This is a genomic window from Vibrio sp. 10N.222.49.C9, assembly GCF_041474985.1.
GTDB classification, from domain to species: Bacteria; Pseudomonadota; Gammaproteobacteria; order Enterobacterales; family Vibrionaceae; genus Vibrio; species Vibrio crassostreae_C.
Genome location: NZ_JBFRVD010000044.1, coordinates 74,992 through 94,179, shown reverse-complemented (window position 1 = coordinate 94,179; position 19,188 = coordinate 74,992). Strand labels below are relative to the sequence as shown.

The window sequence follows — 19,188 nt, the reverse complement described above, 5'->3', positions numbered from 1 at the left end:
CTGATTTAGGAAACAAAGCCCTTTGCTGTACACACTATGTGATATTGACATCTCCAAAATACGTGGGAAGCTTGATTATATCTGCTCATGTTATTTGTCCTCTTTGACTTCGCTAAAAATCAAGGGAGCATTTAACATGGGTAGAACTACAGGCAAAACCAAACTGAATGATAACCACCTACTGAAGTAGGTGGTTTAGGCCTGAAAATAAAAAAGCGCCTGACAGCGATTTATTTAAACGTCTCTAACCCAAACATCTTTAACATGTTGCTTAAGTAAATCAATCACGCTTTGGTGAATAAAAACCAAGCCATAATCTTCTTCTAATTTGAAGATCAGCCTTTCTTCTAGTGGAATGCTCTCTAACTTAGAAAAATCAAACTCAGTATTTTCAGCATCGATCCAATTTAACTTACCAAATTGCTTTTCTTGATTGGTCAATTTGTACGTCTGGTGGATGTATGGCATTCGATAGTCTTCATATACCTTGATTTGATCATCCGACGGTTGGCTTGGAGAACAATCCACACGAGCATCTAACCATTCCACACCGTGCACCACTAATTGTTCAACTTTTTCAGCGATATCATCGATAATAAATAATTTTGGAGAGAAGGTCATTTCCAGCAACAAATCTGGCTCTACAGGTACAATTGGCTTAGGGCTTTGTTGGAGTTGGAAATTAGCTAAAGATTGTTTAGTTAATACTTGATATTCATCATTCATGAATGGTCTACCTTAAAACTTTGGAGCTAGGTCATTTATATCTATTTTATTTTTTCTCAAAATATCGAATTCCGTTACCGAATCAACAACGTCAAACAACTCTTCACAAAAAAACATTGCTGTCTCAGCACCTTTCACTCTAAATGCAACTCTATTTTCTAAAGGAATTTGTTTTAGCTTTTCTTCTGATAAAAACAATTCATGGACTATGGGCTCACCACTTCTTGGAGATATTTCAATATCTGAGCGATCTTCATCTAAAATATCGATAATGTTGTTGATTGCTATAATATATCGATTTTTGACACTTCCATCTTCGAGATCGAGTTGTGAAGGATAATACTCAACACCGTAAGGGTCGAAGCTCATTAACGCTTCAGCAAATTTAGCGCTTACCGATAAATCACCACAATCAACAATCGGTCCAACTTTTTTGATACTTCCCCCCTCACTATCCAACCATACAATCGGATTTACCGATGAAGTAGGATGATAATGGTTCGTACTGTACAACGATTCTCGATCGTCAACAGGTACAAAGTTCACACTAGATGTGAAATAATTTTCGGAGATTAATGAGAAATACATATACGCCCTACTTTATTTTTGCTCTTTGATCGTTTTTAATCGACGCCCACTGTAGCAAAAAGCTTTTACCTCTAATTTGCTAGGAGCGCTATCTAGACTATTAAAATGTACTCGGTTGGTCATTGAAGCTGCTTCACTGCACATCTCACATCCGCTTTCTCCCGGTGCAAAATGAGCCCCTCTCTGTAAGAGTAATAATTTATTTCGACTAATCTCACCTAGTATATCTATTGATAGATCGTCCAACTTAGCAGTAAATCGTTCTTTATTCGTTCTACAGCTTAGCCCCTTAAGAGCACGCGCCAACTTTACACCTACCACTTTATGATACCCATTTAGAACATCGATTACTGCAATATCGTCCTCTAGGACCTTTTTCTTTTCTCTGTCATTTTCAGCCAACATTTCTTGATCCAGCTTGCTTTGTAAGCCGGCAATGGAAACTCCTAAAGACTTCTCATAATGAGTTACTATTGCGTTGTCTTTATGACTAGATCTATGTAATGGCATTTGATAGTGACAAGCGATTTTATCCTGCATCGGCAAAATAACTAGATTCCAAAGGTGATTCACATCATAGCCTTTGTAAGTGATTTGTTTTCGACGATAACTAGAAAGCCTTCGTGTAGCATCACATGAAATAATATGGTGTGATGCTACAGCCCTATTCATAAAGTTTAGTGGATGCTTCTTTTTAACTGCAGAGTCACGAAGGCTACGCGAACGAATATAGCGACCTTCATTTTCTCTAATACCCATTTTAGCCCCTTACTGTTTTATTTTACTAGCTTCAGCACACTGGCCAATTATTTTGCCAGCAAGACGACGACAAATCTTACACCGAACAGGATTCTTACCTTTCTCTTCATTTGTCTTACTCGAATTTCTTCCAGATTGCGCCGATTGACCAGTATTGTGTTTCACTTTTGCTGGGTATGCTCTCTCACCTTTACCCAAAACTCGAGCGAATAACTGGTCAAACTCACCCATCGCTTCTTTTAGTTTATCCGGCACCATTTTATCGATGATTTTCACTTCATCGGCTAGCTTTAAGAAGTATTCTGCTAGTTCATCAGCTCCCATGCGATTGGCGAAAGAAGCAAGCTCACTCGCCACTTCGATACAAGGCTTTAGAACATCCGATACAATATTGCTCGCCTGCTTGGCGTAATCAACCCAATCTAATGTACGTAAGAACTTTTCTGGGTCACCTTTACCCATACCACGAAGTACCGCGAGTAAAGTGTCTTTCGATGTACCTTTACCACCTTTCAAAGCAACTTTACATGTACCTTTAACTGCACTGCCAAACGTTGGGACACAACCAATCAAAGTCAAAGAGAGTGCCAACCAATTTTCTGGCTTATCTCGTTCTTCTTCACTTAATAGTGTCATGATATTTGCTGACAGGTCTCGTACATCTGCAGCTTGGTCTACGACGGGAATCATTGTCAGCGCTGTGTTGGCTATGATTTGCTCTACCGATGAGTCATCATTAAAGTCACCTAAAATTACTCCCCAGACCCAGCTGGCAGCGCCAGACATTCTCTTCCAGGAGTTTTCCCAAAAACCAACCTCGCCTCGCTTTGCTTCTTCAATAATTAATTGAGCATTCGCATTTGGGTTGAAATTAGGGTTAGTTTTAGTTGGGATGTTTGGCATGAATTCGCGACTATCTTCACCATAGTCAATGTTAAATTCACCAGGTGCAACCCCACTCACCGAAGCTTTGCCTGCATTATCTAATGTACCTTCAAAGGAAGCGCCGGTTTGATCAATCAGTTTATATGTAGCCCCTTGAACAGGTTCTCCATCAGAATAAGAAAGAAACAGGTCTACCGTATACGTCCCTTCTTGCTCTTCTGTCACAGAAACCGAAGGGTTTTGAGCACCGCCTAAACACATGGTGTTGGCTTTATTCATGGTCATTTGATCAGAAAGGCGGCATACACCGACACCTTCGAACTTAACGGTAGGAGAAGCTGATATGAATTCGGCCTCGGCTTCAATAGTGCCTGAGGCTACGCCCTTTTTATCACCACCTGCATCGCCAGTACTGGCGCTGAATTTACTGCCTTTAATAGCAATGCTGTTACCGCCATCCATAGAGACGGTCGTGGTGCCGCCTACTAAATCGGCGGACTTTGCATTGTTACCATAAGGGATAGGAACAACAGGTTTGCCGACTGTTGTTAAACAAACATCAGGGAGTGTTGCGTTCGCTTCTCCTCCTGAGCCTTGATGAACTACGCTGAGTCCATTCGCACAAACTGTTACGCCCATAGTAAATCCAATTAAATTTCAATAGATGTATGATAAAAGAGATCGCAGGCTGCAATCTCTCTAAGTACGTAGTGAAAATGAAGGATGAGACTGTTACTTCGAGTCTATTTTTAAAAACGGACAGAAGATCTCACAATTAAATCTGATGCTACTGATACACATCCAGAAGCTGCTGAAATTTTAGGTCAATGACCAAGTAAGTCGCGGCATACATAACACCAAAGATTACTGTACTGACGCCAAGAATTAACTTAGGAGAAATAACCCGTTTGAGCGGTTTTTTTAAATACTTCGCCTTTAAGTTAACTAACGTTACTTTTTCCTGTTCGGCTAAACGCTCGTCTCGGACTAAGCGATAAATTGTGTTTCCTATGTCTGAAAGCTTTTCGTTACCGCGCTCTTCTCGGCCGTACTTGCCTTTGAACCCAAGTTGAAGCAATAAATAAAGGAATTCGATAACGTGTCTGTATTTTCGTGGATCAGCTTTCAAGCGCTCTAAAATAGTAAAAAACTTATCGCCGCCAGATGTCTCGTTATGGAACTCCGACAATAAGCTGTTTGTACTCCAATGGCTGTTTGCCCCCCACTCTTGCCTACACACAGACTCATCTATTGCTGCACATAAGCAATAGCGTATAACCAATATTGATGCCCGATCCAACTCCATTTCATTGAGCTTTCGTTCACCTTTACGAATTTCTCGTGCAACTTGTTCTCTAAAAGGACCAGGATCGTCCAACCAAGGAATCGAAGACATACATGAGAGACTGGCTATTAACCAAGTAAACTGATCGACCAACGGGTTAACACCCATGCTCTCCACGTTTAGGTCTCTTACCGCAATATTTCTAGATAAATCAGGTGCAGGCATAACCTCCATTGGTTTGCCTGGTTCTGGTTGAAATAGTACTACGGTGACGTCGTTTTCGGCGTAACTCATAAACGTACAGCCCAAAGCTGTAGTGATAAGTTCGCGAAGTCGCCAGCAATATGGACTGCGATTGCTGCGGTGTTATTCAATGCATTCCATTCGTCACTTGCTTTATCGAGCTCAAAATAGGTATATCCGGCATGATAAGGCAACGCTCTAGGTACCACTGGCATTGGTTTCATTTCAATACCCGGCAATTGTAAGTTGATCAAATCGCGAATATTGTCGATCGAACCAATCTTGGTTTGGCTTACAAACTGCGTATGCAGAATATCAAGTGGTACGTCTGCTTTAACAGCAAGAATAAACGTCGTAGATTCGACAATTTTACTGTCTGGAATTGCTGCAGTTCGAATTCCATAGCTTTGCTCTCTCAATGTTAAAGGTATTGCACGTTGTTCTGACATAACACTTAATGTCATTTTCGCGCTATCAAGCGTACGAGATAAACAATCGGTCAGTTGGCTATGGTTGTATTTTGTAAACTCTTGTGGTCTACGAGATGCGGAACACAGTGTAGATAATTCACCTTCCGCTTGTAACAGGATCCGATAAAATGACTCTGGGTGAACGCCTTCCACACTTGCAAAATGCCAGAACAACGGCTCATAACGATTCAAGGCTTGTAACAACATAAAATCAGCAACAGACGATACGCCCTGCTGGTCAACCACACCTAAACGCTGAACAATCGATTCGGCTCTGTGTTTAAGCATTGACGCGAATTCCGTCGCGAACTTGCTCAAAACTGTAGATGCGTGAATATCAATGCACGTCGGAATATAGTTGTCATCCAGAATGATGCTTCCGTCTGGCTTCACTTCCGAAATTTTCAAAATGGGAATTGATGTATATGCGCTCTTATCTTCATGATCGTACATTAAGAAAAAGTTAAGCTTACCCACCACAATACTTGCCATATCTTCTGATTCATAACATGCATCTACGGCTTCTTGGGTTTCCATGTTATAGCGAGCACCGTCTCCATTTCCGCCAAAGAGTTCAGATCGTTCTGATGGCAGTGGACAGCATAAATACACCACTTTATCCGCAATAGAAGGGTCAACATCTCTTACTTCTGGAAGCTCAGCAAGAAGCGGTAAATCAAATGGAGTACGGTCTTGTAAGATACCTTCTGCTCGTGTGATCCCGATTTTGCCAAGTGCCAGTAGCTCAGTGTTAATCTCAATTTTTTTCACTCCCCAGTGTAAGGGAGAGCTATTAGAGCTAAGCATGTTAGATAACTTGCCTTGAGACCTATCGAGTTGCTGAAAGTGTTGAGGCTTCATGAACATACCATCTTGCCAAACAACTGGGTTATATAAAGACATTCGTCAGTTCCTTAAAAATACGTCTGTTCAATACCGCGAGTATTGTTCGAAGATAATTCACTACCCTCTACTTTTAATCTCAGAAAGTACTCACTTTTTTCTTCGATCACTTCAACCTTCCGCCAAGACGAGCCATCAATATCTCTGAATGCCACAGAAAAACCTAATGCACGCGTCGTTGGATCTAACTCTAAAATCTCATGTAGCTCATCGCCCGGCTGCAGTTGGTATTCATATCGTTTAATATACTCATCACCTAAGGACGCTTTATCATTTTCGAATAGAGCAAAGAAATCCAAACTACGAAATAAAACAGGTGAAGTGAGTTCATGAACTCTCAGAATGACCGGAGAAGATTGTCCCTGCTCTCGTACATTGAGAAGTTCTGACGCTTCTATCACGAGTTCAATTGAAGATGTTTCTGGTGTAATTCCAGATGATTCTTTAAATTGCTCCCACATAGAGCAACCTGATAATAGAAACAAGGTAATGGGGATTATAAGTTTACGCATGATCAGCTTTTGCAACCTTACTGTATCTGTCTTTCATCAACGCTTTAAATGTCGACTCATTGAATTGTCGAGTATTCTGCTCATAATGTTCGCTGTACTTTTGCCATAGCTTTGACTTACTAAGGAAGCGCGTTTCCTGGCTTAAAGTGTTTGCAAACTGCTGAGGATCATTCGCTTTTAGTTGCTCCAATACCAAATCGTTAATTGCCTTCGCATATAAGGTATCGTGCTCGCTAAGTTCATCCAGTATCTGTTCAATTAGCTCATTTGGAGCCAATAGATTTTGACTATTTAGCGTTAACATCAATGTAGTTAGGCTAAGATCATTGTGAGCAAAGGAGCTTTCGTCAGTAAGCTCTTCAACACTCTGTAAATCTTTGTACAAATTATCGATACACAATCGCAAACAAGCGCCCATTTGTTTAAAAAATAAAGCGTCATGTTTCGTGTCAGACTCTAAATCAACACCCAGTCCTTCAAAGAATGCATGTGTTACATTTTCATGTTCGTAAGAAGTTTCACTCAATGCGGTATTACTCTGAGTTCTACTCTCACTTTCAACAGGCTGCTCTTGTGGTTCGGTATGAGGGACAAACTCTTGTGTCACCTCTTCCCACTTGTGGCTTTGTATATTTTCGGAATTAGGGATAATAGTAACAGGCGGTACTTTTGTCGGTTTACGCTTGGGAACATCTGAACTGCCGGTAAGCGTATCTGACTTAAAATCGGTACCTTCAATGTTTGTTGGTTTTAAACGGTTCGGTATCTTAGTTTGATCATCAGCGATGTCTTGAGCATTCAGGTTCGCCTGCTGTTCTTCTTCCATCCCCATCCAATCTTCAGGAATCAGACTAGGGAGGTCGAACTCAGAATGGATGCTTAAACTGTCATCAACAACTTGCCTTTGTGGTTCTATCGATGACTTCATAAGATTTTTTTCGTTACTTTCGTCTCGGACCAAATAATCATCATCTCTCTGCATTGAGAATTTTAAGTGCTCGACGGGATCATGAGTATCTACTCCATCAGGTTTCGTTTCCATGAAGAGATCTTCAAGCGCGCCTGTCTCTGCTTCTTCCTCAACAACGGATTCTTCCAAATTCATCAAAGGATCTGTAGAGTCTCTTTCTGGCGCGATTTCTGAAGCGATGTCATATGAAGTCGTTACCAACTCAATAGAAATACTCACTTCATATTGACCTAAAGACACTCTATCACCGTCACACAATGAGACAGGTTGATTCTTCAGGATTTTATTCCCATTAACCAACGTTCCATTGGTGCTCACATCACTAATGTAATAAGTGTCTCCATATATACTCAATAGACAGTGCGTACCAGATATGAATCGGTTGTGATCCGTTAAAGTCACTGTACAACCTGCTTCTCGCCCTAGAGATCCACCTTCTTCAGGCATCTCGATACTTTTAGCTCCAACATATTCTTCAGGGCACTTCGAGATCACCAAAACCAATTGATTTATACGCATGAACAGCCTTTAAAACAGAAGAGAAACACTAAACTCGACACCACCTAGACCCTCGTTATAAAAAGGTAAGATGTATGAAGCTTGCGGGATTATTTGTAAATGAGCGTCTGGGTTACTTCCTAATTTGATCACACTACCAAAAGTAACAACAGCGCCAGCTTCAAATTGATCGATATCTTCAAGTTGTTCGCCGTAACGAAAGCCTTGGTCGTCAACTTTCCAACGGTTTGAGTATTGCGAGTAACCTAAAGACAAGCCAGCACCTATATAAGGTGTGAACACCGACCAGCTACCTAAAGCATACTGAGGCACAATACGAAGTTCGTAATTGGTTACCTCGTTATACACGCCATTCTTTGGAGCTTCGATGTCGTCTTCAGCCAAATAATTAAAACCTAACCACCAACGCCATCGGTTGTTACTTTCATCAATTGGACGTGTATGGACGAACCCGTAACGCAGAGCATCTACTTGGCCACTCGGTCCTTCTTCATATTCTATAGTGTCTATGCTCAGCATATTTACTGAGCCACCATATCTTTCCCCCTTCGCGATCGCGATGGACGAAAAAAGACACATTGTGGATATTAGACCGATTTGACTTAGGTTTCGCATGCTTCCCTCTGAGTTCATCCATATATTAACGAGATGAGCAAGATAGCAAGTATTATGTCTTTTACAATAAGGAGACGGTCAAACCCGCCATTTACGACATTATAACTAGCAAAAAAAACGATATATCTACAAGAAAATGCATTACGAATAATTACAAATAAAATTCATTTATAAAATCAAAACTATCAATAATTGAAAAATCAAACGACCAGCAATCATCTAAAGCAAGAAGATTGTTCAATACAAGAAAATTAGCATTTACAAAATTCAAAAAACCTAACATGCCACTTTTTTATCTTTAAGCTGTAGCATAATCATTTCCAGCATTTTTCTAATTTAGTGTTAGTTAATATTTATGTAATCATTGATAAGAGTAATTATTGATCAATAAAACACCACACACAGGAATAGTTAGGTTCATATTATTTTTCCCAACAAAGACCATAAACGTGACTTTCATCACTGAAACTTTATAAAGCTCAGTCGTAAATTGTTACGTTTTTTGATCTTTTTGTGAATAAGGTCACATAGTGCTGAAATTCAGAACTTTCAAATCTTTTAACATTCAAATTATTCTGTTTGACTATAGAATCCTTGAAAAAATATAAATATAAAAACAAGCGAGGCTAAATTTATTAGTTATCGCTAAATTTCGATTTCGTTATATATACAGTTGGATATCAAGATTATGTTCTCCTCAGATTTCACAAGACGGCCTATTGACGAAGAAAAGCCTAGCGGAACTAACCCAAACGCATTAGATGATTTTACAGAGATAAAACGTCAAATTAATAACCTTAATAAGGTGACAGGGAGAGTATCTTGGAAAAAGGTTCAGTCTCTTTCAAAAACGATACTTTCGAAAAACAGCAAAGATTTCCGTTGTAGTTGCTACTTTACTGTCGCAGCAACACATAATGATGGCTTAAAAGGTTTAGCTGAAGGACTCAGTTCTATTCTGGACTTATGCGTCGTTTATTGGTTTACCGCATATCCAGAAGTTACAAAATCAAACGCAAGGATTGGGGCGATAGACTGGATGGTTGAACACACAGAAAAACGAATAAAGTCGATTAAAACAAACCCCGACGACGTACTGCTGATCGAAACTTGCCATCGCTTATGTATGAGAATTGAAGAAGAACTAAGACTACATTACGGTATAAAAGCACCTTCATTAGGTGGGGTACGTCGAATCTTAAAGCAATGGGTTGATGAACATAAAGAGACCGAAGCAAACCTGCGCGAAGCAGAGAATCAACGAAAGTACCGAGCTCCAGAAGAAAATAAACAACCAACACCAGTGGCTCAACCATCAACCATTAAAATTGATGTGTCAAATAAGCAATCTGCAACAACATCGAAAGTCGACGATAAAACACCCTCTAATTATTTAGTCGTCTACCTGTTAGCCGGATTTCTTGCTTTAGCATTGTCCTCTCACTTCTTTTATAAGCAATACCAACTAAATGATCTGACTAAACAAATCATCACATCTGATATCTCACAACTTAATGAAATAGCACATTCATTAAGATATGAATATGCTCCTATTTCTCAAGATGTTAGACCTAATGTCGTAAACCAATTAGACACACTAATGAAAGGTTGGGTTGCCGATCCAATCAAAGTGTATCAGATCGATATTTTAGACCGATTGACGCTTGATTTGACCAAGCTATATCCGGACTCGTCTTCTATTCTACGATTACGCCAAGAGTTCACCAATGAACAAGAAAAGTTAAACACAGATTACGCCCAACTTCACCGACGCTTTTCTAACGCCAGGACTGTATTTGCGAATGTAATTAGAGGAAGTGAAAGTAAAAAGACAGCACGAGCTTATGAGTACAGTAACTCTCTTTTTCCATTGATTGGCCGCATTGAATATGCAGAAAAAGAACAACAACAAAAAGAACTACAGAAATCTCTTCGGATACTGAACGTCTATTTACACAAAATAAAAACCTTAGAATCAGATCTGTCAGCAAATAAACCGTAAAACTCATAAAACCGTCTTAAGACTCGGTATTACAACAAACTCAAAACAACGAAATAGGCTTATGTTAAAACACAAACTAATGAGGAACCCTGTTGTTATATCAACGGCCATTTTCCTCTTTCTTGCTGCTACGATCGCTGCAATCTATATCCTTTGGCTAGATATAACAGACAAGTTTTACCTATGGATTGCTTTAGGTGCTATAACAATTTTCTATTCGTTGTTTCAGGTAACGTTGTGGCTAAAAAAGAAAAACAACACTAAAGCCCTAAAGCTGGAAACAGAAGAAGAAGCATTAGCCATGGTCATCCGTCCGCTTCTTTCTGGTTCCAATAAAAAGCCAATCTATTTAATGATTGGCAATAAATACGCGGGTCGAACTCAGTTTCTACTTAACTCCAGTGCAATCAAGCCAATGGATCAGACTCGTACTGCAAAGAATGATTTTTTCGAATGGTATGAGTCAGACTCCGCCGTGTATATCAAACCGGATCAACGCCTATTGTTTCAAGAAGTATCAAGTAACGATAGCGCTCTGTGGAACACATTTGTAGATGAGGTCATTAAACACAAGCCTAGAAAGCCATTTTCAGGTTGTCTTTTCTTTATCGATTTTGAATTTTTAATCGTTTCTGAATCAGAGCAAATTGACTATACATTAACTGCTCTGAATCATCGATTAGAGTCAGTAAGTGACAAAACATCATCGGCAATTCCTCTTTATCTAATGATGTCTAAACTCGATAAACTAGAAGGCTTTAAGGAATACATACACTTTAGTTCTTTAAAGACCTCGGTTGAATTTCTATCAATTCCATTAAAGGAAGCTAAAGGTGTATTTGTTGAGTACTACCATGATAGCTTCCGTAATTTAGTAAAAGTAATGGAGAGCAATGCGTTAGATTCGTCGTCTCACTCTAATGACGTTAACGAGAAGCAAGCCATATTAGCATTCCCTAAACAATTCGAATTGTGTCAGTCTGAAATTGCTTCTGTGATAGAACGACTTTCAGAACTCAATACTGGGTCTTATTCTCTTGATATCCGTGAAGTGTTTTTTATATCGAATATCCAAGGTGGTAGAAAATACAACCTATTAGCTAAGAGTTGCAGCAACTACTTTAACTTGCCGATCATTGCGTCGGAACATACTCAGTTAACAGAAACGCCCTATTTTACGCGTTTCTTAATGGACTCTCAGATCCTGCCTGAATCTGATTTCGCAGGTGAAAACAAGACTTACCTTAGGATGATCCAGAGGCAGAGCCGTCTAGCCGTTGCAGCTTCCATTATTTTACTAGGTAGTGGTGCTTACCTGTTTTCAACGACTTTAGATGACAACCTGAGAGTGATTAGTCAGCTTATTGGTATAGATGATTCACAATCGTCTTACCCAAAAGGCAATTCTTTTGAAAGTTCTCTTTCAAGTGCGATCCAAACTGTACAACCATCTTATCAAGCATGGCTTAGTGGCTCACAAGCGCTAGATAATGAACTTGTGAATATGAATGTAAGTCGTCTCGATGAAAGTACGAAAATCGCTTATAACGCCCTCATAATGCAAATTAGAAACCACTTAATGCCAGTAATTGAGCAAGGTTATCGTTTGCAACTAACACAAAATCAAGACAACGTTAATAATGCACTGCCTTTACTAAAAGGTTACTTAATGTTGAATGATCCTACAAAACGCGAGATAAAATTTCTACGTCAGCAAACGATGTCAACGCTCCAAAAACTCAGTGATCAACCAGACTCGATCACGACAGTGATGAAATATTTGGACGCATATTTCCGCACTGATTTTGAACCTGTATCGATCAACATGAATATGGTGCGTGCGACAAGACGTTCTCTACTCTCTAGTTCAAATGTAGATCTTGTGTACGCCAGCTTGTTACAACAAGCAGGTGACATTGATTTAGGCACTTTGAATTTACAGCGAGCAGTCGGTTTCGACTTTAATAATGTCTTCAACGACAACTTGGATCCTCAACGATTAGAAATCGATAAAGTTTACACATCTACAGGCTTCAGTACGTTTTACCGCCCTCGCGTCGATTTAATGTCGCAACAAGTCATCACCGACAACTGGGTATTGGGTTTGTCAAACCACGTAATCCCAACAGACAAAGAACAAGAGACATTCAAGAAGCAAGTAAGAAAAAAATATACGGATGACTACATCAGTTATTGGCGAAATGCTTTAAGCGAACTAAAAGTAAAGCGTTATAACAATATAGGGGAGATTACTAACGCCATTGATCTGATCTCTGGCCCATCTTCTCCGATGACAACGGTTCTAAAACAAGTTTATACAAACACGCAGTTTTCACCGATCGGTCAACAAGGAGCATTAATGGCTCAAGTTAACCCTAAACTTACGGGTGCCGTAAAAGCAGCACCAGAACTCGTTGAAGAAGTTGTAAAGCCTGACTACTTATTAATGAAAAGAGTTGAACAAGCTTTCCACATCTTGAATCAATTGCAAATTAACGAAACCCCAAACTCCCCTACACCATGGGATGAAACGATAACTGCACTGAGCAGAGTTCGTACGTATATGAAAGATATAGCAGACGCACCGGACCCTCAAATGGCAGCGTTGTCTGCAGCACAACACCGGATGAGTAGTACGGATGCCGATCCTCTGATTCGTTTAAAACAAATTGCACAAAAATCTCCTGAGCCAGTAAGAAGTTGGCTTTTAGACGTAGTTAACCAGAGCTGGTCCGTGATGATTTCTGAATCATCAAAAGGAATACAGACTCTTTGGTATAGTGAGATCTATTCTAAGTTCAAAGAGTTAGGTTTAGGAAGGTACCCTTTTGATCTAAGTGCAACAGAAGAAATTTCGATCGAAGACTTTGAGCTGCTTTTCGCATCGGGAGGCTTGCTTGATGCATTTATCGATAAAAATTTCGCTCCTTTTTATGACACAAACCTATGGACGCCAAAACAAGTAGAAGGTGAAATTATGCCTCTCTCACCAGAACTGCTTGTTCAGTTACGAAATTACAATGTCATCAGAGATACACTAATCAACAAGAGTACAAACCGTTTGTACCTTCCATTTAGTGCGAAGGTACTTGATCTTGATTCTAGTGCGATCAGAGCAAGCTTAAAAATAGCGGACTCAAATATCAACTATTACCATGGTCCCAGCAGAATTCGCGAACTTGAGTGGCCTCCTCAAAATGGAGATTTCAATATCAGTATAACAATTCAAGATGTAACAGACGAAGGTAAACAACATGTACTAAGCAAGAATGGTCAATGGGCTATCTATCGGTTATTTGGTGACTCAACGTTAACAAATACCCATAACGGTAGCTTCGTGAGTGATATAAAAGTATCAGGCAGAGATCTGAGCTTGCGAATCACTCCTTTGACTCAGAAAAACCCGTTTACGTTAGCGGAGCTGTATAACTTCACTCTACCCGAAGCTATATAGTAAAAATACAAATACAAATACAAATACAAATACAAATACAATAATAATTCAGAAAAGGCAGAACACATGATGTCCAACATTAGTTTACAAGGCTTAGACAAACTAGATCGTAAAATTCTTTCGAATCTACTCTCCAATGGGCGAGAATCGATTGCTAATCTTTCTCGCAACATCGGCTTGTCGCGAACAGCGGTCGCTGAACGCATCAACAGGCTTGAAAAGACCGGTATTATCAAAGGGTATACGGCACAAATAAGAGTAGAAAATGACGGGAGAAAAGCGGCCAGTTATTTGCTAATTTCTTGTGAAAAAGGTAAGAAAAATGATGTAAGTAATGCATTAAAAGAACTACCTGAAGTCAGACTTACAAGCATTGTTGGGGGGACCTACGACATTATTTCTTTGATTGAAGCTCCTGATCTGCAATCAATACACCATTTATGTAATGAGATAGAGTCTTTCAATGGCATTCGCTCTCTCAATACAACAGTAGTGCTACACCAGCCAATCAGTCGTTAAAAATAAAGCCGCTCTTATGAGCGGCTTTTTTAAATGCCTCCAATTACTCTAATCTTCGCATCTTTCGTACCTGCTTGACCCAACCAAAAAGTTTGCCCCAAACTCGTCCCATCACCTTGACCGAGTTGGTTCTTTGGAACTGAGTCTAAATCAACGGTTAGCTTTAAATCCCAAGACATGGGGTCACGAAGAATAAAACGCATCAACCCCACTAAAGTTTTATGGAAATCTCCTCCATAGGAGAACTTTCGGAACGTCTCGAAATCAATGTTATCAATACAAAGATTAAACTTACCGTTTAGATCTGGGATGCTCTTACCTAAATGTAAATTTGAACCCAAAATACAATTCGTTCTATTTAATTGATTCCTTTGGCATTCGGCAATTTTTACTCTTCGAAAGACCCACTCTTCGATTCGAACACTTGGTAATGAAAAATAGTGCGCAACAATGCCAGAAATCAGTTTCGGAGAGCGTGTCCTGGTAGATAGCTGATTGACGTAAGACAAAATCTTTGCACGATCAAGCCCGATCGTATCAGACTCTTGAATAACATTAGACAACCCTGCTAGGTGCAGCATACGCCCAGAAAAGTCATCTGTTGCATCGCTTTGATACTGAACATGATAACGGTACTTTTTCCAAACACGATAGATTAAACTGGTATATCTATTATGAAAGAAATCAAAGAAGTCTCTAACTGGATTATCATCATCATCTCTACCTACTAATTTTTCTGTATAGTTCGCGGGCAAAGGTGAACTTGAACCGTGTAATCCTAAAAAGTTAGTTTCAATTCTCGAATAGTGCTCACCAGACCTTTCCATATGACTGATGAATTCCATATCACTTTTGGGGAAACAGAGGTTTGGTGAGACACTAAACGCAATTCTCTCTTGATAAAAATATTTGTTTTCACCAACCGCTACAAAATCACTGCCCGGTAATAGTTGGTAGTGCTTCTCTAACAACAAAACTGCTTGAAAAAAGCTAAATTCGTTTATTTTTTCTGATAATTCATCAATCATAAGATTGTTTGCTGTCCAGTTAAACTTGCCCATTGGTAGCTTTCGCCACTGCGTTCATCATAGACTTCTAACTCTGTAAATGAGTTAACACTTGAATATAAGCGTATGAACTCATTCAATACATTTGCCATCAAAAACATGTCCCCTTCATTGACAAAAAAACTAGAGTTCATCTTAAGCTTAAATTGATTACCACGAACGGATACCCCTCTAAACACTCTATCGATAGGTTTCATTTCTGATGAGATAATGCCGTCAAGCCTGTGCAACGAAGCCCTATGAGCCTGCCTATCCACTCTAGAATGGAAGTCATATGTAGACAGTAAAACCTTGAGTACATCAATATTAGAGAGCGATAGATAATTCAATGACATATTAGCAATCAGTTGCCATTGGAGTTCGCCATTCACTTGCGGGCTAACAGATTGCGTAGGTTTAGTAATATTACTAAACGTGGCGTAAGTTGGAGATTTATGTGTGGTATATATGATGTCTCCTACAGACAATCTTTCAGACAAATCTGCATTACTGCACAATAACTTCATCAAAACCGTTTCGGTTCCTAGGTCTGCAATATCCCCATTGTGGGTATGAAAAGATATATAACGCTCAAGCCCTCTTCCACTCACTCGCTCTGAAACTTTTGACTTGTAGAAATCACGTTTATCTCTTTGATTTATTTGGTGTTCAAAGGACTCAAATTCAATAAGAGATTTTCGTCGCCTTTCATTTTTGCTCCAACTTTCTACTTGGTTTATTGAATAAACTTCGTAGTGATCCTGGTTGTCACTCTGTGGCCGAACTTTATACTCATTTCGGCGATGTTCAAGCCGAATTGGATCACCATCTTTTTCGAATAGGTTCACAGCTGGCGTGCAATGTAACCTTAAGTGCTTATCTTTCAGGACAACTTCGGCAGGTAATGCTCTCTTAAAATGGAATTTAAGGTTCACGGTACTTCTTTGTGGTATCCCTTTTAGCCAATCTAGACCCGTAATATCAAAAAACATAAATTTGTCTGGTAAAGAAAAATATTCTTGCAACAAACGATAACCTGCAAATGAATTGTCGCTATATGGCAGTATCGCTTCGTCGTCTTGGTACCCAACCGGTTTAACAAATTCAGGTCCAAGTTTACGTTTATACCCACCGCCCACGTCTAACTCGACGTAGTCTAAGTATCTAAATATCCATAAGAAAAGAATTCTAGTTATATGGATCTCACCATGTAAATGAAACCTTAATTTATCTAACCCGATACGAGATAACTCTAGCCCATGTTCAGTCGCAAGTGTCACATCAACAGATGAGCTTGTTCGACTGTTGCTTTGGTCAATGCTTGTGATTTTTAAGGGGAAAAGCTCTACGTCATAGCAGGTTCTGAATAAACATTGCGTACCTTCCACTTGTTCACTAGCCATCTCAGCCCCGCGCTTTACCACTGTTTTTTCAGTGACACTTCCGGAGTGTGGCGTTAGTTCGCTAATGCATAACGAAGGAATCGAGCGCATGTAATGTGGCCACAACAGCGTCATTAACGACTGAGTGAGCTCTGGGAGTTCATCATCAATCTTTTCTCTAATACGGCCAGTAAGAAACGCAAAACCTTCAAGAAGACGTTCTACATCAGGATCGAATGTTCCTTCAGACAAAAAGTTGGTCAGTTTTGGATTGTACTTGGCAAATTCGCTGCCGGATTCTCGTAGATATGTGAGTTCATCTTGAAAGTATTTACTGTTACTCAATGGGCACCTACTAAACGTTAAATTGGCCGTCAGTTCCCATATAGACATCGATAGACATCGGAACTTTTCCACCGTTGTGTAAGACTTCTCCGCATATGCCAAAGCCTAATTGAAGAGGGTTGTTGTGATTTTCTCGGTAATGTACTTCAACACTTCGTAGCCGAGGTTCGAAGCTTTCTATTGTGGAAGTGATGTTCTTTTGGATGTGACGAACTAAATTGGTGTTGTTCGATAGAACATCATTGAAATCAGGTAAGCCATATTCCCGATCGATCATTGAATTACCCGCATGAGTATTAAGCAAATCAGCAAGGTGCAGATGAATGGATTCAATTAAATGCCTATGTGAAACCACTTTTTCATAACAATTTTTCGGCTCACCAAGTTCAATTCGTTCTAATAATCGGTAACCTTTTTCCATATAACACTCTAAGAAAAAAAGCAGCCAGTAAACCTGGCCGCTTATTTATTTCCAAACTTATTATTGGTCTAGCTTACCAACCAAAGATAAGTCAAAGCTCGCGCCCATGTACTTGAAGTGAGGACGAACAGACATCGATACTTTATACCAACCTGGGTCACCCTCAACGTCAGACACTTCGACTTTAGCCGCTCGTAACGGTCGACGACCACGAACTTCTGCTGGCGGGTTCTCTTGGTCAGATACGTATTGACGGATCCATTTATTTAGCTCAACTTCCAAATCGGTACGCTCTTTCCAAGAACCAATTTGCTCACGTTGAAGTACTTTAATGTAATGAGCTAAGCGGTTAATAATGAACATGTAAGGTAGCTGAGTACCCAACTTGTAGTTCATCTCAGCTTGCTTGCCTTCAGGTGTATTCGCAAACACTTTTGGTTTTTGAACTGAGTTTGCCGAGAAGAACGCTGCGTTATCAGAACCTTTACGCATTGTTAAAGCCATAAAGCCTTCTTCTGCAAGTTCATACTCACGGCGGTCAGAAACCAGAATTTCGGTTGGGATCTTAGTTTCGATCTGACCCATCGCTTCAAAGTTATAAACCGGTAAATCGGTTACCGCACCACCACTTTGCGGGCCAATAATGTTTGGACACCAGCGATATTTTGCAAACGACTCACTGATCTTTGAAGCCATAGCATAAGCTGAGTTACCCCAAAGGTAATTGTCATGGCTGTCCGTAACCATTTCATCGTAGTCAAACGCCTTAATTGGGTTGTCTTCAACTGAGTATGGCGTACGCAGCATAAAACGTGATGTACACAGCCCAACATAACGTGCGTCTTCGTGCTCACGGAATCCGCGCCACTTAGTATACTGAGGACCTTCAAATACCGACTTTAAGTCTTTTAAGTTTGGTAATTCTTCATAAGAATCTAAACCAAAGAATTGAGAAGATGCAGAAGTAATAAATGGTGCATGAGACATAGCACCTACATTACCCATATATTCCATTAGTTTAATATCAGGCGAAGACGCAGATAGTTGGTAATCACAAATAACGGCACCTACAGGCTTACCACCAAATTGACCGTATTCACGAGTATAAATCTGCTTATATAAACCTGATTTCACTACTTCAGGAGCATCTTCAAAATCATCCAGAACTTCGTCTTTCTTAGCCGAAATAAGTTCGATTTGAATGTTTTCACGGAAGTCCGTGTGATCAACAAGATATTTAAGACCACGCCATGTTGATTCAATCGCTTGAACTTCTTCGTTGTGAAGAATTGCATCAACCTGTTTAGACAACTTTTGATCAATCTCAGAGATCATCAAATCAACTAAAGACTGGTCTACTTTTTCTACTGTTGAGCTGCTTAATAACTCACCAATGAATGCTTCAACGCCACGCTTTGCAACGTCAAAACCCTCATCACTAGGTTTAATGCGAGTCTCATTTAAAATGCTATCCAGAAGAGAGCCTGACTCAACTAGAGCGGCTTCTTGTTCTGGTGCTTGTGCTTCTGCCGACATGATCTTCC

Annotated in this window: 16 protein-coding genes and 1 pseudogene; 3 read left to right on the top strand and 14 right to left on the bottom strand. The window is 39.8% G+C overall.

The features are described 5' to 3' along the window. Positions 1-20: 20 nt before the first annotated feature. The 10 genes and pseudogenes from AB4585_RS18750 to AB4585_RS18705 form a co-directional block, all read right to left on the bottom strand. A pseudogene (locus AB4585_RS18750) lies at positions 21-89 on the bottom strand (IS200/IS605 family transposase); the annotation flags it as partial. Positions 90-234: 145 nt separating this feature from the next. Continuing rightward, positions 235-726 carry a hypothetical protein gene (locus tag AB4585_RS18745; RefSeq protein WP_372155817.1) on the bottom strand — a complete coding sequence of 164 codons (492 nt, stop codon included), beginning with the start codon at positions 724-726 and terminating at the stop codon, positions 235-237. A gap of 12 nt (positions 727-738) precedes the next feature. Further along, on the bottom strand, positions 739-1,314 hold the full coding sequence (locus tag AB4585_RS18740) for an imm11 family protein (RefSeq protein WP_102429255.1): 576 nt from the start codon (positions 1,312-1,314) through the stop codon (positions 739-741). Between the two features lie 12 nt (positions 1,315-1,326). Next, on the bottom strand, positions 1,327-2,073 hold the full coding sequence (locus tag AB4585_RS18735) for an AHH domain-containing protein (protein WP_372118549.1): 747 nt from the start codon (positions 2,071-2,073) through the stop codon (positions 1,327-1,329). Positions 2,074-2,082: 9 nt separating this feature from the next. After that, the gene (locus AB4585_RS18730; RefSeq protein ID WP_372155816.1) at positions 2,083-3,597 is read right to left on the bottom strand and encodes a PAAR-like domain-containing protein; all 1,515 of its coding nucleotides are present in this window, start codon (positions 3,595-3,597) and stop codon (positions 2,083-2,085) included. Positions 3,598-3,745: 148 nt separating this feature from the next. Next, positions 3,746-4,537 (bottom strand): type IVB secretion system protein IcmH/DotU, encoded by a 792-nt coding sequence (icmH, locus tag AB4585_RS18725; protein WP_029224648.1) that lies wholly within the window; start codon positions 4,535-4,537, stop codon positions 3,746-3,748. After that, positions 4,534-5,859: a type VI secretion system baseplate subunit TssK gene (gene tssK / locus AB4585_RS18720; protein WP_017062572.1), complete on the bottom strand. Its 1,326-nt coding sequence runs from the start codon at positions 5,857-5,859 to the stop codon at positions 4,534-4,536. Before tssK ends, icmH begins: the two co-directional genes overlap by 4 nt. A gap of 11 nt (positions 5,860-5,870) precedes the next feature. Then, a complete protein-coding gene (tssJ, locus tag AB4585_RS18715) occupies positions 5,871-6,371 on the bottom strand; it encodes a type VI secretion system lipoprotein TssJ (RefSeq protein WP_029222546.1) in 501 nt (166 codons plus the stop codon). Then, positions 6,364-7,860, bottom strand: coding sequence for a type VI secretion system-associated FHA domain protein TagH (gene tagH, locus AB4585_RS18710; protein WP_372155815.1), 1,497 nt, complete (start codon positions 7,858-7,860; stop codon positions 6,364-6,366). The genes tssJ and tagH overlap by 8 nt, the downstream gene beginning before the upstream one ends. A 9-nt stretch (positions 7,861-7,869) precedes the next feature. Next, positions 7,870-8,475, bottom strand: coding sequence for a hypothetical protein (locus AB4585_RS18705; RefSeq protein ID WP_136974941.1), 606 nt, complete (start codon positions 8,473-8,475; stop codon positions 7,870-7,872). Positions 8,476-9,163: 688 nt separating this feature from the next. Between AB4585_RS18705 and AB4585_RS18700 the strand changes: the two genes are divergently transcribed. The 3 genes from AB4585_RS18700 to AB4585_RS18690 all read left to right on the top strand — a co-directional run bounded on the left by AB4585_RS18700 (position 9,164) and on the right by AB4585_RS18690 (position 14,450). Next, a complete protein-coding gene (locus tag AB4585_RS18700) occupies positions 9,164-10,477 on the top strand; it encodes a type VI secretion system ImpA family N-terminal domain-containing protein (RefSeq protein WP_371714317.1) in 1,314 nt (437 codons plus the stop codon). Positions 10,478-10,538: 61 nt separating this feature from the next. After that, positions 10,539-13,931: a type VI secretion system membrane subunit TssM gene (gene tssM, locus AB4585_RS18695; RefSeq protein ID WP_372155360.1), complete on the top strand. Its 3,393-nt coding sequence runs from the start codon at positions 10,539-10,541 to the stop codon at positions 13,929-13,931. Between the two features lie 66 nt (positions 13,932-13,997). Next, the gene (locus AB4585_RS18690; RefSeq protein ID WP_017062578.1) at positions 13,998-14,450 is read left to right on the top strand and encodes an Lrp/AsnC family transcriptional regulator; all 453 of its coding nucleotides are present in this window, start codon (positions 13,998-14,000) and stop codon (positions 14,448-14,450) included. A gap of 29 nt (positions 14,451-14,479) precedes the next feature. On the opposite strand, the gene tssG is transcribed toward AB4585_RS18690, so the two are convergent. The 4 genes from tssG to tssC are packed head-to-tail and all read right to left on the bottom strand — an operon-like array spanning position 14,480 to position 19,180. After that, entirely contained in the window at positions 14,480-15,478 is a 999-nt protein-coding gene (gene tssG / locus AB4585_RS18685; RefSeq protein WP_029235222.1) for a type VI secretion system baseplate subunit TssG, read from the bottom strand. Further along, positions 15,475-17,223, bottom strand: coding sequence for a type VI secretion system baseplate subunit TssF (tssF, locus tag AB4585_RS18680; RefSeq protein ID WP_017064523.1), 1,749 nt, complete (start codon positions 17,221-17,223; stop codon positions 15,475-15,477). Before tssF ends, tssG begins: the two co-directional genes overlap by 4 nt. 10 nt (positions 17,224-17,233) lie before the next feature. After that, positions 17,234-17,644, bottom strand: coding sequence for a type VI secretion system baseplate subunit TssE (gene tssE, locus AB4585_RS18675; protein ID WP_017064522.1), 411 nt, complete (start codon positions 17,642-17,644; stop codon positions 17,234-17,236). Positions 17,645-17,704: 60 nt separating this feature from the next. Continuing rightward, positions 17,705-19,180, bottom strand: a complete 1,476-nt coding sequence (gene tssC, locus AB4585_RS18670) for a type VI secretion system contractile sheath large subunit (protein WP_017067544.1) — start codon at positions 19,178-19,180, stop codon at positions 17,705-17,707. Positions 19,181-19,188: the final 8 nt, after the last annotated feature.

Excerpts from the sequence above, each read along its gene's own strand:
- AB4585_RS18745 (WP_372155817.1), bottom strand. The coding sequence starts at position 726 with ATGAATGATGAATATCAAGTATTAACTAAACAATCTTTAGCTAATTTC.
- AB4585_RS18740 (WP_102429255.1), bottom strand. The coding sequence starts at position 1,314 with ATGTATTTCTCATTAATCTCCGAAAATTATTTCACATCTAGTGTGAAC.
- AB4585_RS18735 (WP_372118549.1), bottom strand. The coding sequence starts at position 2,073 with ATGGGTATTAGAGAAAATGAAGGTCGCTATATTCGTTCGCGTAGCCTT.
- AB4585_RS18730 (WP_372155816.1), bottom strand. The coding sequence starts at position 3,597 with ATGGGCGTAACAGTTTGTGCGAATGGACTCAGCGTAGTTCATCAAGGC.
- icmH (WP_029224648.1), bottom strand. The coding sequence starts at position 4,537 with ATGAGTTACGCCGAAAACGACGTCACCGTAGTACTATTTCAACCAGAA.
- tssK (WP_017062572.1), bottom strand. The coding sequence starts at position 5,859 with ATGTCTTTATATAACCCAGTTGTTTGGCAAGATGGTATGTTCATGAAG.
- tssJ (WP_029222546.1), bottom strand. The coding sequence starts at position 6,371 with ATGCGTAAACTTATAATCCCCATTACCTTGTTTCTATTATCAGGTTGC.
- tagH (WP_372155815.1), bottom strand. The coding sequence starts at position 7,860 with ATGCGTATAAATCAATTGGTTTTGGTGATCTCGAAGTGCCCTGAAGAA.
- AB4585_RS18705 (WP_136974941.1), bottom strand. The coding sequence starts at position 8,475 with ATGCGAAACCTAAGTCAAATCGGTCTAATATCCACAATGTGTCTTTTT.
- AB4585_RS18700 (WP_371714317.1), top strand. The coding sequence starts at position 9,164 with ATGTTCTCCTCAGATTTCACAAGACGGCCTATTGACGAAGAAAAGCCT.
- tssM (WP_372155360.1), top strand. The coding sequence starts at position 10,539 with ATGTTAAAACACAAACTAATGAGGAACCCTGTTGTTATATCAACGGCC.
- AB4585_RS18690 (WP_017062578.1), top strand. The coding sequence starts at position 13,998 with ATGATGTCCAACATTAGTTTACAAGGCTTAGACAAACTAGATCGTAAA.
- tssG (WP_029235222.1), bottom strand. The coding sequence starts at position 15,478 with ATGATTGATGAATTATCAGAAAAAATAAACGAATTTAGCTTTTTTCAA.
- tssE (WP_017064522.1), bottom strand. The coding sequence starts at position 17,644 with ATGGAAAAAGGTTACCGATTATTAGAACGAATTGAACTTGGTGAGCCG.
- tssC (WP_017067544.1), bottom strand. The coding sequence starts at position 19,180 with ATGTCGGCAGAAGCACAAGCACCAGAACAAGAAGCCGCTCTAGTTGAG.